Below are 14442 nucleotides of genomic sequence, written 5' to 3'. Positions count from 1 at the left end.
TTATGGTAGTCAAGGTCCTGGTGGTGGATGATTCCGGTTTTTTCCGCCGCCGTGTCTCGGAAATTCTTTCAGCGGACCCGACTATCCAGGTGGTCGGTACCGCGACCAACGGCAAGGAAGCGATCGATCAGGCGCTGTCGCTCAAGCCCGACGTCATCACCATGGACTATGAAATGCCCATGATGGATGGCATCACCGCCGTGCGTCATATCATGCAGCGCTGCCCCACGCCTGTACTGATGTTCTCCTCGCTCACCCACGAAGGCGCCCGCGTCACCCTCGATGCACTGGACGCCGGTGCGGTGGACTACCTGCCGAAAAATTTCGAGGACATCTCGCGCAACCCCGAGAAGGTCAAGCAGATGCTGTGCGAAAAGGTGCATACCATTTCGCGCAGCAACCGTCGTTTCAGCAGCTATGCCAGCCCGGCACCGGCCGCAGCGCCTGCACCGTCGCACAGCGCCGGCAGCAGCGTCCCGGCAGCGTCCATGCGCGCCGCCCCGGTTGCCCCGCAAGCCCCTGCGCGGGCCGCTGCACCCAGCTCGCCGGCGCCCAAGCGCAAGGCCTACAAGCTGCTGGCCATCGGTACCTCCACCGGTGGTCCGGTGGCGCTGCAGCGCGTGCTGACCCAGCTGCCGGCCAACTTCCCGGCGCCGATCGTGCTGATCCAGCACATGCCGGCGGCCTTCACCAAGGCCTTCGCCGAGCGCCTGGACAAGCTGTGCCGCATCAGCGTCAAGGAAGCCGAGGACGGCGACGTGCTGCGCCCCGGCCTGGCCCTGCTGGCACCGGGCGGCAAGCAGATGATGGTCGACGGGCGCGGCACGGTGAAGATCCTGCCGGGTGACGAACGCCTCAACTACAAGCCCTGCGTGGACATCACCTTCGGTTCGGCGGCCAAGTCGTATGGCGACAAGGTGCTGGCCGTGGTGCTGACCGGCATGGGCGCCGATGGCCGCGAAGGCGCGCGCCTGCTCAAGCAGGGCGGCAGCCAGGTGTGGGCCCAGGACGAAGCCAGCTGCGTGATCTATGGCATGCCCATGGCCATTGCCAAGGCCAACCTGGCCGATGCGGTGTACGGCCTGGACGAGATCGGCCGGCACCTGGTAGAGGCGTGCATCTGATGGACGTGTTGAGCCTTATCGGGATCATCCTGGCGTTCGTCGCCATCGTTGGCGGCAACTACCTCGAAGGCGGCCATCTGTCGGCGCTGATCAATGGCCCGGCGGCGCTGATCGTGATCGGCGGGACGCTGGCGGCCTCGCTGCTGCAGGCCCCCATGAGCGCGTTCAAGCGCGCCCTGCAGATTGTGCGCTGGATCCTCTTCCCGCCGCGGGTCGACCTGGCCGGCGGTATCGACCGGGTGGTCAACTGGAGCCTCACCGCACGCAAGGAAGGCCTGCTGGGCCTTGAGGGCGTGGCCGATGCCGAGCCCGACCCGTATGCCCGCAAGGGCCTGCAGCTGCTGGTCGACGGCGCCGAGCCCGAAGCCATCCGCAGCATCCTCGAGGTGGATTTCTACACCCAGGAAAGCCGTGACATCCAGGCCGCCAAGGTGTTCGAGAGCATGGGCGGCTATGCGCCGACCATCGGCATCATCGGCGCGGTGATGGGCCTGATCCACGTGATGGGCAACCTGGCCGACCCGACCCAGCTGGGCAGCGGTATCGCCGTGGCGTTCGTGGCCACCATCTACGGCGTGGCCAGTGCCAACCTGATCCTGTTGCCGATCGCCAACAAGCTCAAGGCCCTGGCCATGCGCCAGTCGCGCTATCGCGAAATGCTCCTGGAAGGCTTGCTGTCGATTGCCGAAGGCGAGAACCCACGTTCAATCGAACTGAAGCTTCAGGGCTTCATGGAGTAAGCCATGGCCCGTCGTCGTCAACCCGAGGAACATGAAAACCACGAACGCTGGCTGGTGTCGTATGCCGACTTCATCACCTTGCTGTTCGCCTTCTTCGTGGTCATGTATTCGATTTCCTCGATCAACGAGGGCAAGTACAAGGTCATCTCGCAGGCGCTGATCGGCGTGTTCAACGACCCCGAGCGCAGCATGAAGCCGATTCCGATAGGCGACGAGCGCCCCCTCAGCGTCAAGCCGGCCGAACCGCTGATCAAGGACAGCGAGCAGGTCGATGCGGGCCTGGGGCAAAGCTCCAGCGACCCGCTGCAGACCATTGCCGACGATGTGCGCGATGCCTTTGGCGACCTGATCAAGTCCGACCAGATGACCGTGCGCGGCAACGAACTGTGGATCGAGATCGAGCTCAATTCCTCCCTGTTGTTCGGCAGTGGCGATGCCATGCCCAGCGACAAGGCGTTCGACATCATCGACAAGGTGGCGCACATCATCAAGCCGTTCGCCAACCCGGTGCACGTCGAAGGCTTCACCGATGACCAGCCGATCCGCACGGCGCAGTACCCGACCAACTGGGAGCTTTCGTCGGCACGGGCGGCGAGCATCGTGCGCCTGCTGGCGATGGAAGGGGTCAACCCGGCACGCATGGCTTCTGTGGGGTACGGCGAGTTCCAGCCCATCGCCAGCAATGCCAGCCCTGAAGGGCGCGCGCAGAACCGCAGGGTGGTGCTGGTGATCTCGCGCAATCTGGAGGTGCGCCGCAGCCTGACCGGTACCGGCAGCGCCAATGCCACACCCGATGCGGCGCTCAAGCGTGCTGGCACACAAACTGCACCGCCAGCCGTAGCACCGACGGCCGGGCGCAATCCCGTCAATTCCCCGTCGTCGACCCTTTAATCGATCCCGGCAGGGTCCGACCCGACCGGGAGGAAGCAGCGCAATGAGAGTCTGGGCAGTAGCCAATCAAAAAGGTGGTGTCGGCAAGACCACCACATCCATCGCCCTGGCCGGCCTGCTGGCCGAGGCGGGCAAGCGCGTGGTCGTGGTCGACCTCGACCCGCACGGGTCCATGACCAGCTACTTCGGTCACAACCCGGACACCCTCGAGCACAGCAGCTACGACCTGTTCCTGCACAAGGGCACGGTGCCCGAAGGGCTGCCGGGCCAGCTGTTGCTGCCCACCAGCGACGAGCGCATCTCGCTGCTGCCTTCCAGCACCGCCCTGGCGGTGCTCGAGCGTCAGTCACCGGGCCAGAGTGGCCTGGGCCTGGTGATCGCCAAGAGTCTGGCGCAGCTGTGGCAGGATTTCGACTACGCGATCATCGACAGCCCGCCGTTGCTGGGCGTTCTGATGGTCAATGCGCTGGCAGCCAGCCAGCAACTGGTGATCCCGGTGCAGACCGAATACCTGGCGGTGAAAGGCCTCGAACGCATGGTCAGCACGCTGAGCATGGTCAATCGCTCGCGCAAGCAGGCCTTGCCGTACCACATCGTGCCGACCCTGTTCGACCGCCGTACCCAGGCCTCGATGGGCACCCTGCGGGTGCTGCGCGACGCTTATCCCGACACCATCTGGCAGGGCTACATTCCGGTCGATACGCGCCTGCGCGACGCCAGCCGTGCCGGGCTCACGCCGTCGCAGTTCGATGGCAGGAGCCGTGGCGTGATTGCCTACCGGGCATTGCTCAAGCATCTGCTGGCGCAGAATGCCGTTGCGCAGGTGGCCTGATGAACAGCCCGCAGCAGGTCACCATAAAGCCTCAACTGGCCTTGCAGTCGTACCTGGACGGCCTGTTGCAGGAGGCCACCGAAGAGCTGCAGCCATTGCCCCTGGCGGTGGCCGAACGCGTCGCAGTGGCCCCGGCCCCGGTGGTCGTCACGGCGCCTGAAGCGATCGACGAGTTCCAGGCAGCAGTGCTCGAAGAACAGGCCCGTGACGCCCGGCTCAAGACCGCAGCGCCGGTATTCGCCGAACCGACGCGGCTGGTCATGCCGGTGATGGCGCCACCGGTGGTGGCCAAGGTGGTGGAGGCGGCCCCGGTGGTCGCCCCAGTCATCGCCGACGTGCCGACCCCGGTCGAGCCGCTGGTGCAGGTGCACCTGCCCGCAGCACCGGACCAGCCGGTGCCGCCGTTGACGGGCGACGGTCGCCCGGCCTGGGCCGCCGAGCCGTTCGAATGCCTGCTGTTCGACGTGGCCGGGCTGACCCTGGCGGTGCCGCTGGTGTGCCTGGGCTCGATCTACTCGCTGGCCGGCCAGGAGCTCACGCCGCTGTTCGGCCAGCCCGAGTGGTTCCTGGGCATCCTGCCCAGCCAGGCGGGCAACCTGAAGGTGCTCGACACGGCGCGCTGGGTCATGTCCGACCGCTACCGCGACGACTTCCGCCAGGGGCTGCAATACGTTATTTCGGTACAGGGCTACGAGTGGGGGCTGGCGGTGCATCAGGTCAGCCGCTCGCTGCGCCTGGACCCGAGCGAGATCAAGTGGCGCAGCCAGCGTGGGCAGCGTCCGTGGCTTGCCGGTACCGTCATCGAACACATGTGCGCGCTGCTGGATGTCGCCGAGCTGGCCGAGCTGATCGCCAGCGGCGCCGTCAAGCAGATGCACGGTACGCATAAATAATCGGTCGCAACTGCCGCGACCGCACTGAGTACACCGCCGAGAACGGCTTTTGAGGGTTAGGGGAATGAAAAACATGACTGCGCAGGGTTCCGACGATCCGATTCTGCAGTGGGTAACGTTCAAGCTGGACAACGAGTCCTACGGCATCAACGTGATGCAGGTCCAGGAAGTGCTGCGCTACACCGAAATCGCTCCGGTGCCGGGCGCGCCGAGCTATGTGCTGGGCATCATCAACCTGCGCGGCAATGTGGTGACCGTGATCGACACGCGCCAGCGCTTCGGCCTGATGTCTGCCGAAATCTCCGACAACAGCCGTATCGTGATCATCGAGGCGGACAAGCAGGTGGTCGGCATCCTGGTCGATAGCGTGGCCGAGGTCGTGTACCTGCGTCAGTCGGAGATCGAGACCGCGCCGAATGTCGGCAACGAGGAATCGGCCAAGTTCATCCAGGGCGTGTGCAACAAGAACAACGAACTGCTGATCCTGGTCGAGCTGGACAAGATGATGACCGAGGAAGAGTGGTCCGAGCTGGAGAATATCTGAGTTGATTCTCGAGGGTGCTGTCATATTTCTGGCGCTGGTCTGGATCCTCAGCCTGTGGCTGTTCTACGGCTACAGCAAGCGCCAGCGCGAGCTGGCCTCGCAGCAGGCCCAGGGCGATGCGCTGCGTGACCAGCGCATCAAGGACCTGGCCAAGCGTGTGGACGATTATCAGAACGGTACGGTGCGCATGGGCGACGCGTTGCACGAGCTGCGCGCCGTGGTGGCGCCGTTGCCGGACAAGCTGATGCAACTGGAGCAGCGCGACCCCAACAGCCTGTCGTTCGCCCAGGCGGCGCGGCTGGTGGGCATGGGCGCCAGCGTCGACGAGCTGACCCAGTCCTGCGGCCTGACCCAGGCCGAAGCCGAGCTGATGAGCAAGCTGCACCGCAGCTGATGCAAGGCACCCGGCCTGCGCGGCGTCAGTCCGGCGCAGGCAGGCTGTACAGGTTCGGGGTAATGTCGCGCTCCTGCGGGGCGTTGTCCACGAACCCCTCCGGCACCTGGCCCTTGAGCTGCCAGGCGAAGGCGATGATCTCGGCGATGGTCAGGTACAGCGCCTCCGGGATCTGATCGCCCAGCTCCATGCGCGCCAGCAGGCGTACCAGCTCGGCATTCTCGTAGATCGGCACTTCGTGTTCGCGGGCAATGGCCAGGATCGCCTCGGCCAGCTCGTCGTCGCCCTTGGCGCTCAAGGTCGGGGCCTGCTGGCCGTCGTAGGTCAGGGCAATGGCCTGACGTGGCGGGGTCTGGCTCATGCGTTTTCATCCACCCAGCGTTGTTCCAGATGCGTACGCGGCCCCTGTGGCGGCGTACCGTGATGGCACAGCAGTTCACCGACGTTGAGCCCGCGCTCCACCAACCGCGCGCGCAGCTTGCCGAGCTGGCTGTCGATCAGTTGCGCGGTGCTCGGCAGCTCCGCCCACAGCTGGCTGGACAGGTTGCCCTGGCTGATCTGCGCCTGTACCTGCAAGGGCCCCAGCGGGCTGAGGTCGAATGCCAGCTCCACGCGCCAGAGCATCTCCAGCGGGTCGCGCTGTTCGCGTTCCGGGTCGGCCTGCTGCTCGGGGGTTTCCTCGCGCTGCAGCTTCACTTGCAGCGGCATGAACTCCTGACCGTTGCGCACCGGTATCTCCAGTTGCCAGGTGGTCTGCAGGTTGCCGTCGGCGGTGGTGCGGGTTTGCTCCAGACCAGCGAGCTGGTGGCTCTGCAGGCGTGAAATGGCTGCCGCTGCCAGGCGCAGCAGGTGTTCCAGGTCGCCTTCCTCGTCGCCACTTTGCAGCAGCCGCGAGGGCAGCGGAAAGCTTCCCGGGGCCGGGCGCGGGCTTACCTGGCCGAGCATGCCCAGGGCGTTGCGCACCATACCCGGCAGCACCTGGGCCAGGGTGCTGGCGGCCACGGCCGGGTTGAACTGGGTGCTGCCGGGGAGGCCGGGCAGCAACTGCGCCACCAGCCGGATCACCTGGGCCTTGAGGTCGGGGGCGAGGGCGGCGGGGGCGCCAGCCAGCAGCTTGGCTTCCAGAAACGCGCCGCTGTTGTTCAGGGCCTGGGCCAGGCCCTTGGCCGTGCCGAGCTGTTCCATGTCCGGCAGGCTGGCCAGCAGGGTGCTCACGCTGGCCCGCACATCGGCCGGCAGGCGCTGCTCGGCGCTCATCTGTTGCAGGCTGGCGAGCAGGCCCGGCAGCGAGGCCTGGCGGCTCAGCTGCGCGCTCAGGTGCTGGGTGATCGCCAGTTGTTCCTGGCGCCCGCTCAGGGGCACGAAGCTGATCGACTGTTCACCCTGTACCCGTGCGCTGAGCAGGCTGCCCAGCGCCAGTGGCCGAGGGCTATCGATGTTCAGGGTGGCGCCGGCCTGGGCGGTGTTGAGCAGGGTCACCAACGAGCGGAACAAGGCCGGCTGCCCGGCGGCCTGGGGCAGCGCCTGGGTGGTCAGCACCTTGCCCTGCAGCAGGGTGCCCGGCGGCAACTGGCGGGTGTCGAGCTGGGTGAGGGTGGCCACGTTGCGCGCGATGGCCTGCTGCACGGTGATGCTCAGGTTGCCGGCATTGGGCTGGCTGACCGTCAGCTCGCTGCCCTGGGGCAGGGGCTGGCTGGCGCTGGTCTGCACGGTAGTCTGGCGCCCGTTGGTCTGGGTCAGTTGCAGCAGCAGCTGGAAGTCCTGACCGACCTGGCGCAACGACAGTACCTGCGCCTGCGCGGTCTCGCCCGGGGCGAGCAGGGCAGGCTGGGGTTGCAGCAGCTTGAGCAGTTCGCCGGTCATCGCCGCGCTGCGCGCCTGGGGGTTGGCCAGGGCCTGCGGGCCAAGGCTGTTGATTTCGCCTGTCATCACGTTGCAACCTGTGGAAATAGCCCTCTTTGCAGTAGGACATGCCATGTATAATGCCGCCCGTTCCTGGCGGGTGCGCACGTCCTGTGGCGTGCCCGATGCGACCGGCCATGCCGTACAGCTGTTGCTCAGTATAACGGCCAGGCCCGGACCGACTTGAGACCGAACCATAAGGCGAACCTGTGACCCCTCGACTCGAAGCTGTGGGCCTGGCCTGCGAGCGCGACTGGCGAATGCTTTTCGAACACCTCGAACTGCACCTGGCGGCCGGTGACATGCTGCAGATCAGCGGCCCCAATGGCAGCGGCAAGACCAGCCTGCTGCGCCTGCTCAGCGGGTTGATGCGGCCCACCAGCGGTGAAATCCGCCTGGACGGCAAGCCCTTGGCCGAGCAGGGCAGCGAACTGGCCAGGATGCTGCTGTGGATCGGTCATGCGGCCGGCATCAAGGACCTGCTCACCGCCGAGGAAAACCTGGCCTGGCTGTGCGCCCTGCATCAGCCTGCCAGCCGCGAGGCGATCTGGCAGGCACTGGCGGCCGTGGGCCTGCGCGGCTTCGAAGATGTTGCCTGCCATACCCTGTCGGCCGGCCAGCAGCGCCGCGTGGCGCTGGCGCGGCTGTACCTGGACAGCCCGCCGCTGTGGATTCTCGACGAACCCTTCACCGCCCTCGACAAGCAGGGCGTGGCCCAGCTCGAAGCGCACCTGGCGGCGCATTGCGAGCGCGGCGGCATGGTCGTGCTGACCACCCACCACACGCTGGCGCAGACGCCGTCCGGCTACCGAGAACTGAACCTGGGGCAGTACGCGGCATGAGTGTGTTCGTTCATTTGCTGCGCCGAGAAGCGCAGGTGCTGTGCCGCCGGCCGGCCGAGCTTGCCAACCCATTGGTGTTCTTCGCGATCGTGATCGCGTTGTTCCCGTTGGCGGTCGGGCCGGAGACGCAATTGTTGCAAAACTTGTCCCCTGGGTTAGTCTGGGTGGCCGCCCTTTTATCCGTTCTGCTCTCGCTGGACGGGCTGTTTCGCAGTGATTTCGAGGACGGATCCCTCGAGCAGTGGGTCCTTTCGCCGCACCCCCTGGCGCTTCTGGTATTGGCAAAGGTGCTGGCACACTGGGCCTTTTCCGGTCTGGCACTGGTATTGTTGTCGCCGCTGCTGGCCCTGATGCTCGGTTTGCCGGTGCAATGCCTGCCGGTACTGCTGGCCTCGCTGCTGCTCGGTACCCCGGTACTGAGCCTGCTGGGTGCAGTGGGCGCAGCCTTGACCGTGGGTTTGAAGCGCGGTGGCCTGCTGCTGGCACTGCTTATTTTGCCGTTATATATCCCGGTGTTGATCCTGGGCAGTGGCGCCTTGCAGGCGGCACTGCAAGCTATGCCGGCGACCGGTTACCTGCTCTGGCTTGGCAGCCTGACCGCCCTTGCAGTAACCCTGGCACCCTTTGCAATAGCGGCTGGCCTGAAGATCAGCGTCGGCGAATAATGAGGTCTGGGCCCCGCCCAGCAAAGACCCTGGATGTACCGTGATGAAAAGCAGCGCAATAAGCTGGACGTGGTTTCACAAGCTGGGTTCACCCAAATGGTTCTATGCCATCAGCGGCCGCATGCTGCCGTGGCTGAGCATCGCCGCCATCCTGCTGATCGCCGTGGGCGTGGTCTGGGGCCTGGCCTTCGCCCCGCAGGACTACCAGCAGGGCAACAGTTTCCGAATCATCTACATCCACGTGCCGGCGGCCATGCTGGCGCAGTCGTGCTACGTGATGCTGGCGGTGGCCGGCGTGGTCGGCCTGGTCTGGAAGATGAAGATCGCCGACGTTGCACTGCAATGCGCCGCGCCCATCGGCGCCTGGATGACCGTGGTGGCCCTGAGCACCGGTGCCATCTGGGGCAAGCCGACCTGGGGCAGCTGGTGGGTTTGGGATGCACGACTAACGTCGATGCTGATCCTGCTGTTTCTGTACTTCGGTCTGATTGCCCTGGGCCAGGCGATCAGCAATCGTGAGAGCGCGGCCAAGGCCTGCGCGGTACTGGCGATTGTCGGCGTGATCAACATTCCGATCATCAAGTACTCGGTGGAGTGGTGGAACACCCTGCACCAGGGCGCCACCTTCACCCTCACCGAAAAGCCGGCGATGCCTGCCGAGATGTGGCTGCCGCTGCTGCTGACCGTGCTGGGGTTCTATTGCTTCTTCGGGGCGGTGCTGCTGTTGCGCATGCGCCTTGAAGTGCTGCGGCGCGAGGCACGCGCCAGTTGGGTCAAGGATGAAGTGTTGGGCCACCTGGGGCGGGAGACCGCACGATGAGTTTTGCCAGCTTCAATGATTTCCTCGCCATGGGCCATCACGGCCTCTATGTCTGGTCGGCCTATGGCATCTGCCTGCTGGTGCTGGCCATCAATGTTGCCGCGCCCGTACTGAGCAAGCGCCGGTATCTGCAAGAAGAAGCGCGCCGCCTGCGCCGGGAGAAGTCCAAGTGAATCCGCAACGCAAGAAGCGTCTGTTCATCATCCTCGGCCTGCTGGTGGGTGTCGGCGTCGCCGTCGGCCTGGCCCTGAGCGCGCTGCAGCAGAACATCAACCTGTTCTATACCCCTACCCAGATCGCCAACGGCGAAGCCCCGCTCGATACCCGCATCCGGGCTGGCGGCATGGTCGAGGCCGGTTCCCTGCAACGCTCCGGCGACTCGCTGGACGTACGTTTCGTGGTCACCGACTTCAACAAGTCGGTGCCCATCACCTACCGCGGCATCCTGCCCGACCTGTTCCGTGAAGGGCAGGGCATCGTCGCCCTGGGCAAGCTCAACGCCGAGGGCGTGGTGGTGGCCGACGAGGTGCTGGCCAAGCACGACGAAAAATACATGCCGCCCGAGGTCACCAAGGCCCTGAAGGAAAGCGGCCAGGTGTCCACCGACGGCGGAGCCAAGCCATGAATGCTGCACTGATGATTCCCGAGCTGGGCCAGTTGGCGATGATCCTGGCCATCTGTTTTGCCGGCGTTCAGGCCAGCGTGCCGCTGCTCGGCGCCTGGCGGGGCGACAGCCTGTGGATGAGCCTGGCACGCCCGGCGGCGTGGGGCCAGTTCGCCTTCCTGGCGTTTGCCTTCGCCTGCCTGACCCATGCCTTCATGACCGACAACTTCTCGGTGGCGTATGTGGCCAGCAACTCCAACAGCGCCTTGCCCTGGTACTACAAGTTCAGCGCCGTGTGGGGCGCCCACGAAGGCTCGCTGCTGCTGTGGGCGCTGATCCTGGGCGGCTGGACCTTCGCCGTGTCGATCTTCTCGCGCCAGTTGCCGCAGGTGATGCTGGCCCGGGTGCTGGCGGTGATGGGCATGATCAGCGTGGGCTTCCTGTCGTTTCTGATTGTTACCTCCAACCCGTTCCAGCGCCTGCTGCCGCAGGTGCCTGCCGATGGTCGCGACCTCAACCCCCTACTGCAGGACATCGGCCTGATCGTGCACCCGCCGATGCTCTACATGGGCTACGTGGGCTTCTCGGTGGCCTTCGCCTTCGCCATCGCCGCCTTGCTCGGCGGGCGCCTGGACGCGGCCTGGGCACGCTGGTCACGGCCCTGGACCATCGTGGCCTGGGCGTTCCTGGGCATCGGCATCACCCTGGGCTCGTGGTGGGCCTACTACGAACTCGGCTGGGGTGGCTGGTGGTTCTGGGACCCGGTCGAAAACGCCTCGTTCATGCCGTGGCTGGTGGGCACCGCACTGATCCACTCGCTGGCCGTCACCGAGAAGCGCGGCGTGTTCAAGAGCTGGACCGTGCTGCTGGCTATCGCTGCGTTTTCGCTGAGCCTGCTGGGCACCTTCCTGGTGCGGTCCGGCGTGCTGACCTCGGTGCACGCCTTTGCCGCCGACCCCGAGCGCGGCGTGTTCATCCTGATCTTCCTGCTGTTCGTGGTCGGCGGTTCGCTGACCCTGTTCGCCTTGCGCGCCCCGGTGGTCAAGAGCCAGGTCGGGTTCGCTCTGTGGTCGCGGGAAACCCTGCTGCTGGCCAACAACCTGGTGCTGGTGGTGGCGGCCTCGATGATCCTGCTGGGCACCCTGTACCCGCTGGTGCTCGATGCACTGACCGGGGCCAAGCTGTCGGTGGGGCCGCCTTACTTCGATGCACTGTTCATCCCGCTGATGGCCCTGCTGATGGTGGTGATGGCGGTCGGCGTGATCGTGCGCTGGAAGGACACCCCGACGAAATGGCTGGTGAGCATGCTCACCCCGGTGGCGATCGGCAGCGTGGTGCTGGCGCCCATCGGCGGGCTGCTGGTGGACGACTTCGACTGGCAGGTACTGACCACCTTCGCCCTGGCGGCGTGGATCCTGCTGGCCGGCGTGCGCGACCTGCTCGACAAGACCCGTCACAAGGGCCTGCTCAAGGGCATGCGCGGCCTGAGCCGCAGTTACTGGGGCATGCACGTGGCGCACCTGGGCATCGCGGTATGCGCCCTGGGCGTGGTGCTGTCGAGCAACAACAGCGCCGAGCGCGACCTGCGCCTGGCGCCGGGCGAGTCGATGGAACTGGGCGGCTACCAGTTCGTGTTCGAAGGCGCCAAGCATTTCGAAGGACCGAACTTCACCTCCGACAAGGGCACCGTGCGCGTGCTGCGGGACGGTCGTGAAATCAGCGTGCTGCACCCGGAAAAACGCCTGTACACCGTGCAGCAGTCGGTGATGACCGAGGCCGGCATCGATGCCGGTTTCACCCGCGACCTGTACGTGGCGCTGGGCGAGTCGCTGGACAACGGCGCCTGGGCCGTGCGCGTGCACGTCAAGCCGTTCGTGCGCTGGATCTGGCTGGGCGGCCTGCTGACCGGCCTGGGCGGCCTGATGGCGGCGATGGACAAGCGGTATCGGGTCAAGGTGAAAAGCCGGGTACGTGAAGTACTGGGCATGTCGGGAGCAACTGCATGAAGCGTTGGATCATGGTGCTGCCGCTGGCGGTGTTTCTGCTGGTGGCGGTGTTTCTGTACCGGGGCCTGTACCTGGACCCGTCCGAGCTGCCCTCGGCGATGATCGGCAAACCCTTCCCGGCGTTCTCGCTGCCGACCGTGGAAGGCGACCGGACCCTGACCCGCGACGACCTGCTGGGCAAGCCGGCGCTGGTCAACGTGTGGGCCACCTGGTGCCCCTCGTGCAAGGTCGAGCACCCGGTGCTGAACAAGCTGGCCGAGCAGGGCGTGGTGATCTACGGGGTCAACTACAAGGACGAGAACGCGGCTGCGATCAAGTGGCTGACCGAGTTCCACAACCCCTACCAGATCGGCATCCGTGACGAGCACGGCACCCTCGGCCTGGACCTGGGTGTGTACGGCGCGCCGGAGACCTTCATCATCGACGCCAAGGGCATCATCCGGCACAAGTTCGTCGGCGTGGTCGACCAGACCGTGTGGCGCGAGCAACTGGCGCCGCTGTACCAGGGCCTGCTCGACGAGGCCGGCCAATGAGGTGCTGGCTGGCAGGCGTGCTGCTGGGCCTGAGCATCGCCGGCGTGGCCCACGCGGCCATCGACACCTATCAGTTCGCCGACGACGCCGAGCGCGAGCGTTACCACGTGCTGACCAAGGAACTGCGCTGCCCCAAGTGCCAGAACCAGGACATCGCCGACTCCAACGCACCGATTGCCGCCGACCTGCGCCGCGAGATCTTCCGCATGCTCGGCGAAGGCAAGGACAACCAGCAGATCATCGACTTCATGGTCGACCGCTATGGCGACTTCGTGCGCTACAAGCCGGCCCTGACGGCGCGTACCTGGCTGCTGTGGTTCGGCCCGGGCATCCTGCTGCTGGGCGGCTTCGGCATGCTGGCGCTGATCGTGCGCAAGCGCCGTACCCAGGCGGCGGGCGGCACCGTCGACCTTTCCCCCGAGGAGCGTGAGCGCCTCGCCAAACTGCTGGACAAAGAACGCACCCATGACTGAATTCTGGCTTCCCGCAGGCCTGCTGTTACTGGTAGCCCTGAGCTTTCTGCTGATCCCGGTGTTGCGCGTGCGTCGTGCGCAACAGGAAGAAGACCGTACCGCGTTGAACGTGGCCCTGTACCAGGAGCGCGTGGCCGAACTGCAGGCCCAGGGCGAGGCCGGTGTGCTCACCGCCGAGCAACTGGAGCGTGGCCGCGACGAGGCCGCCCGCGAATTGCTGGCCGACACCGACAACGCCGAACCCGACCGCAGTGCGCGCCTGGGCAAGACCTTGCCGCTGCTGGCCGCGGTGCTGGTGCCGGTGATGGGCCTCGGGCTGTACCTGCACTTTGGCGCCAGCGACAAGGTCGAGCTGACCCGCGAGTTCGCCCAGGCGCCGCAGTCGGTGCAGGAGATGACTTCGCGCCTGGAGCGTGCGGTGCAAGCCCAGCCAGACTCGGCCGAAGGCCTGTACCTGCTGGGCCGTGCCTACATGGCCCAGGAACGCGCCGCCGATGCCGCCAAGGCCTTCGAGCGCGCTGCCGCCCTGGCCGGGCGTCAGCCTGAGCTGCTTGGGCAATGGGCGCAGGCGCTGTACTTCGGTAACGGCAAGCAGTGGACAGCGCAGATGCAGGCGTTGACCGACGAAGCGCTCAAGGCCGATCCGGCGGAAGTCACCAGCCTGGGGCTGCTGGGTATCGCCGCTTTCGAGGACGGGCGCTACCAGCAGGCCATCGACTACTGGAACCGTCTGATTGCCCAGCTGCCCGAGGGCGATGCCTCGCGTGCCGCGCTGCAGGGCGGCATCGAGCGTGCTGGCGAACGGCTCAAGGCCGCGGGCCAGGCGCCGGCCACCAGCGCACGCCTGACGGTGCGGGTCGAGCTGGCGCCGGCGCTCAAGGACAAGGTGCGTCCCGATGACAGCGTGTTCATCTTTGCCCGCGCCAGTTCCGGGCCGCCGATGCCGCTGGCGGCCAAGCGCGTGACCGTGGCCGACCTGCCGATCGAGGTTCAGCTCAGCGACAGCGATGCGATGATGCCGAACATGAAACTGTCGAGCTTCCCCGAAGTCCAACTGGTTGCGCGCGTCTCCCGTGCCGGCCAGCCGACCAAGGGCGAGTGGATCGGCCGTGGCAGCCCGCTGGCCAGCAGCACCGAGGCGCCGCAGCACCTGACCATCGACAGCCCGGACCCGTAGAG

General features: G+C 66.1%; 18 protein-coding genes. 16 read left to right on the top strand and 2 right to left on the bottom strand.

The features are described 5' to 3' along the window. The first annotated feature begins 2 nt into the window (after window positions 1-2). The 7 genes from V9K84_RS13810 to V9K84_RS13780 all read left to right on the top strand — a co-directional run bounded on the left by V9K84_RS13810 (window position 3) and on the right by V9K84_RS13780 (window position 5418). Complete coding sequence (locus tag V9K84_RS13810; RefSeq protein ID WP_054915622.1) at window positions 3-1124, top strand: chemotaxis response regulator protein-glutamate methylesterase; 1122 nt, start codon at window positions 3-5, stop codon at window positions 1122-1124. After that, a complete protein-coding gene (locus V9K84_RS13805; RefSeq protein WP_043861829.1) occupies window positions 1124-1864 on the top strand; it encodes a flagellar motor protein in 741 nt (246 codons plus the stop codon). Before V9K84_RS13810 ends, V9K84_RS13805 begins: the two co-directional genes overlap by 1 nt. A gap of 3 nt (window positions 1865-1867) precedes the next feature. After that, on the top strand, window positions 1868-2755 hold the full coding sequence (gene motD / locus V9K84_RS13800) for a flagellar motor protein MotD (RefSeq protein ID WP_043861830.1): 888 nt from the start codon (window positions 1868-1870) through the stop codon (window positions 2753-2755). 43 nt (window positions 2756-2798) lie between these two features. Then, window positions 2799-3587, top strand: coding sequence for a ParA family protein (locus tag V9K84_RS13795; protein ID WP_078480275.1), 789 nt, complete (start codon window positions 2799-2801; stop codon window positions 3585-3587). Continuing rightward, complete coding sequence (locus V9K84_RS13790) at window positions 3587-4480, top strand: chemotaxis protein CheW (RefSeq protein ID WP_338790618.1); 894 nt, start codon at window positions 3587-3589, stop codon at window positions 4478-4480. The genes V9K84_RS13795 and V9K84_RS13790 overlap by 1 nt, the downstream gene beginning before the upstream one ends. Before the next feature lie 64 nt (window positions 4481-4544). After that, window positions 4545-5024, top strand: a complete 480-nt coding sequence (locus V9K84_RS13785) for a chemotaxis protein CheW (protein ID WP_043861833.1) — start codon at window positions 4545-4547, stop codon at window positions 5022-5024. Between the two features lies 1 nt (window position 5025). Next, on the top strand, window positions 5026-5418 hold the full coding sequence (locus V9K84_RS13780; RefSeq protein WP_043861834.1) for a DUF2802 domain-containing protein: 393 nt from the start codon (window positions 5026-5028) through the stop codon (window positions 5416-5418). A gap of 25 nt (window positions 5419-5443) precedes the next feature. On the opposite strand, the gene V9K84_RS13775 is transcribed toward V9K84_RS13780, so the two are convergent. Together V9K84_RS13775 and V9K84_RS13770 are read right to left on the bottom strand one after the other, a co-directional pair. Beyond that, the gene (locus V9K84_RS13775; RefSeq protein ID WP_043861835.1) at window positions 5444-5779 is read right to left on the bottom strand and encodes an EscU/YscU/HrcU family type III secretion system export apparatus switch protein; all 336 of its coding nucleotides are present in this window, start codon (window positions 5777-5779) and stop codon (window positions 5444-5446) included. Beyond that, complete coding sequence (locus V9K84_RS13770) at window positions 5776-7347, bottom strand: flagellar hook-length control protein FliK (protein ID WP_078480273.1); 1572 nt, start codon at window positions 7345-7347, stop codon at window positions 5776-5778. Before V9K84_RS13770 ends, V9K84_RS13775 begins: the two co-directional genes overlap by 4 nt. 233 nt (window positions 7348-7580) lie before the next feature. On the opposite strand from V9K84_RS13770, the gene ccmA reads away from it, so the two are divergent. From ccmA to ccmI, 9 genes are read left to right on the top strand one after another with little or no spacing between them, the layout of a single operon-like run. After that, window positions 7581-8162: a cytochrome c biogenesis heme-transporting ATPase CcmA gene (gene ccmA, locus V9K84_RS13765; protein WP_235384254.1), complete on the top strand. Its 582-nt coding sequence runs from the start codon at window positions 7581-7583 to the stop codon at window positions 8160-8162. After that, window positions 8159-8827 carry a heme exporter protein CcmB gene (gene ccmB / locus V9K84_RS13760; RefSeq protein ID WP_043861838.1) on the top strand — a complete coding sequence of 223 codons (669 nt, stop codon included), beginning with the start codon at window positions 8159-8161 and terminating at the stop codon, window positions 8825-8827. The genes ccmA and ccmB overlap by 4 nt, the downstream gene beginning before the upstream one ends. 43 nt (window positions 8828-8870) lie before the next feature. Next, complete coding sequence (locus tag V9K84_RS13755; RefSeq protein ID WP_043861839.1) at window positions 8871-9647, top strand: heme ABC transporter permease; 777 nt, start codon at window positions 8871-8873, stop codon at window positions 9645-9647. Beyond that, window positions 9644-9820: a heme exporter protein CcmD gene (ccmD, locus tag V9K84_RS13750; protein ID WP_043861840.1), complete on the top strand. Its 177-nt coding sequence runs from the start codon at window positions 9644-9646 to the stop codon at window positions 9818-9820. The genes V9K84_RS13755 and ccmD overlap by 4 nt, the downstream gene beginning before the upstream one ends. Next, window positions 9817-10272, top strand: coding sequence for a cytochrome c maturation protein CcmE (gene ccmE / locus V9K84_RS13745; protein WP_058542048.1), 456 nt, complete (start codon window positions 9817-9819; stop codon window positions 10270-10272). Before ccmD ends, ccmE begins: the two co-directional genes overlap by 4 nt. A gap of 11 nt (window positions 10273-10283) precedes the next feature. Next, a complete protein-coding gene (locus tag V9K84_RS13740; RefSeq protein ID WP_167400228.1) occupies window positions 10284-12257 on the top strand; it encodes a heme lyase CcmF/NrfE family subunit in 1974 nt (657 codons plus the stop codon). Next, the gene (locus tag V9K84_RS13735) at window positions 12254-12790 is read left to right on the top strand and encodes a DsbE family thiol:disulfide interchange protein (protein ID WP_043861843.1); all 537 of its coding nucleotides are present in this window, start codon (window positions 12254-12256) and stop codon (window positions 12788-12790) included. Before V9K84_RS13740 ends, V9K84_RS13735 begins: the two co-directional genes overlap by 4 nt. Then, window positions 12787-13263: a cytochrome c-type biogenesis protein gene (locus V9K84_RS13730; protein WP_088515607.1), complete on the top strand. Its 477-nt coding sequence runs from the start codon at window positions 12787-12789 to the stop codon at window positions 13261-13263. The genes V9K84_RS13735 and V9K84_RS13730 overlap by 4 nt, the downstream gene beginning before the upstream one ends. Beyond that, complete coding sequence (gene ccmI / locus V9K84_RS13725; RefSeq protein ID WP_088515608.1) at window positions 13256-14440, top strand: c-type cytochrome biogenesis protein CcmI; 1185 nt, start codon at window positions 13256-13258, stop codon at window positions 14438-14440. The genes V9K84_RS13730 and ccmI overlap by 8 nt, the downstream gene beginning before the upstream one ends. Window positions 14441-14442 lie beyond the last annotated feature (2 nt).

The sequence above is a fragment of the Pseudomonas sp. AE27 genome, assembly GCF_037113495.1.
GTDB lineage: Bacteria > Pseudomonadota > Gammaproteobacteria > Pseudomonadales > Pseudomonadaceae > Aquipseudomonas > Aquipseudomonas palmensis.
This window is presented reverse-complemented; position numbering and strand designations above follow the sequence as displayed.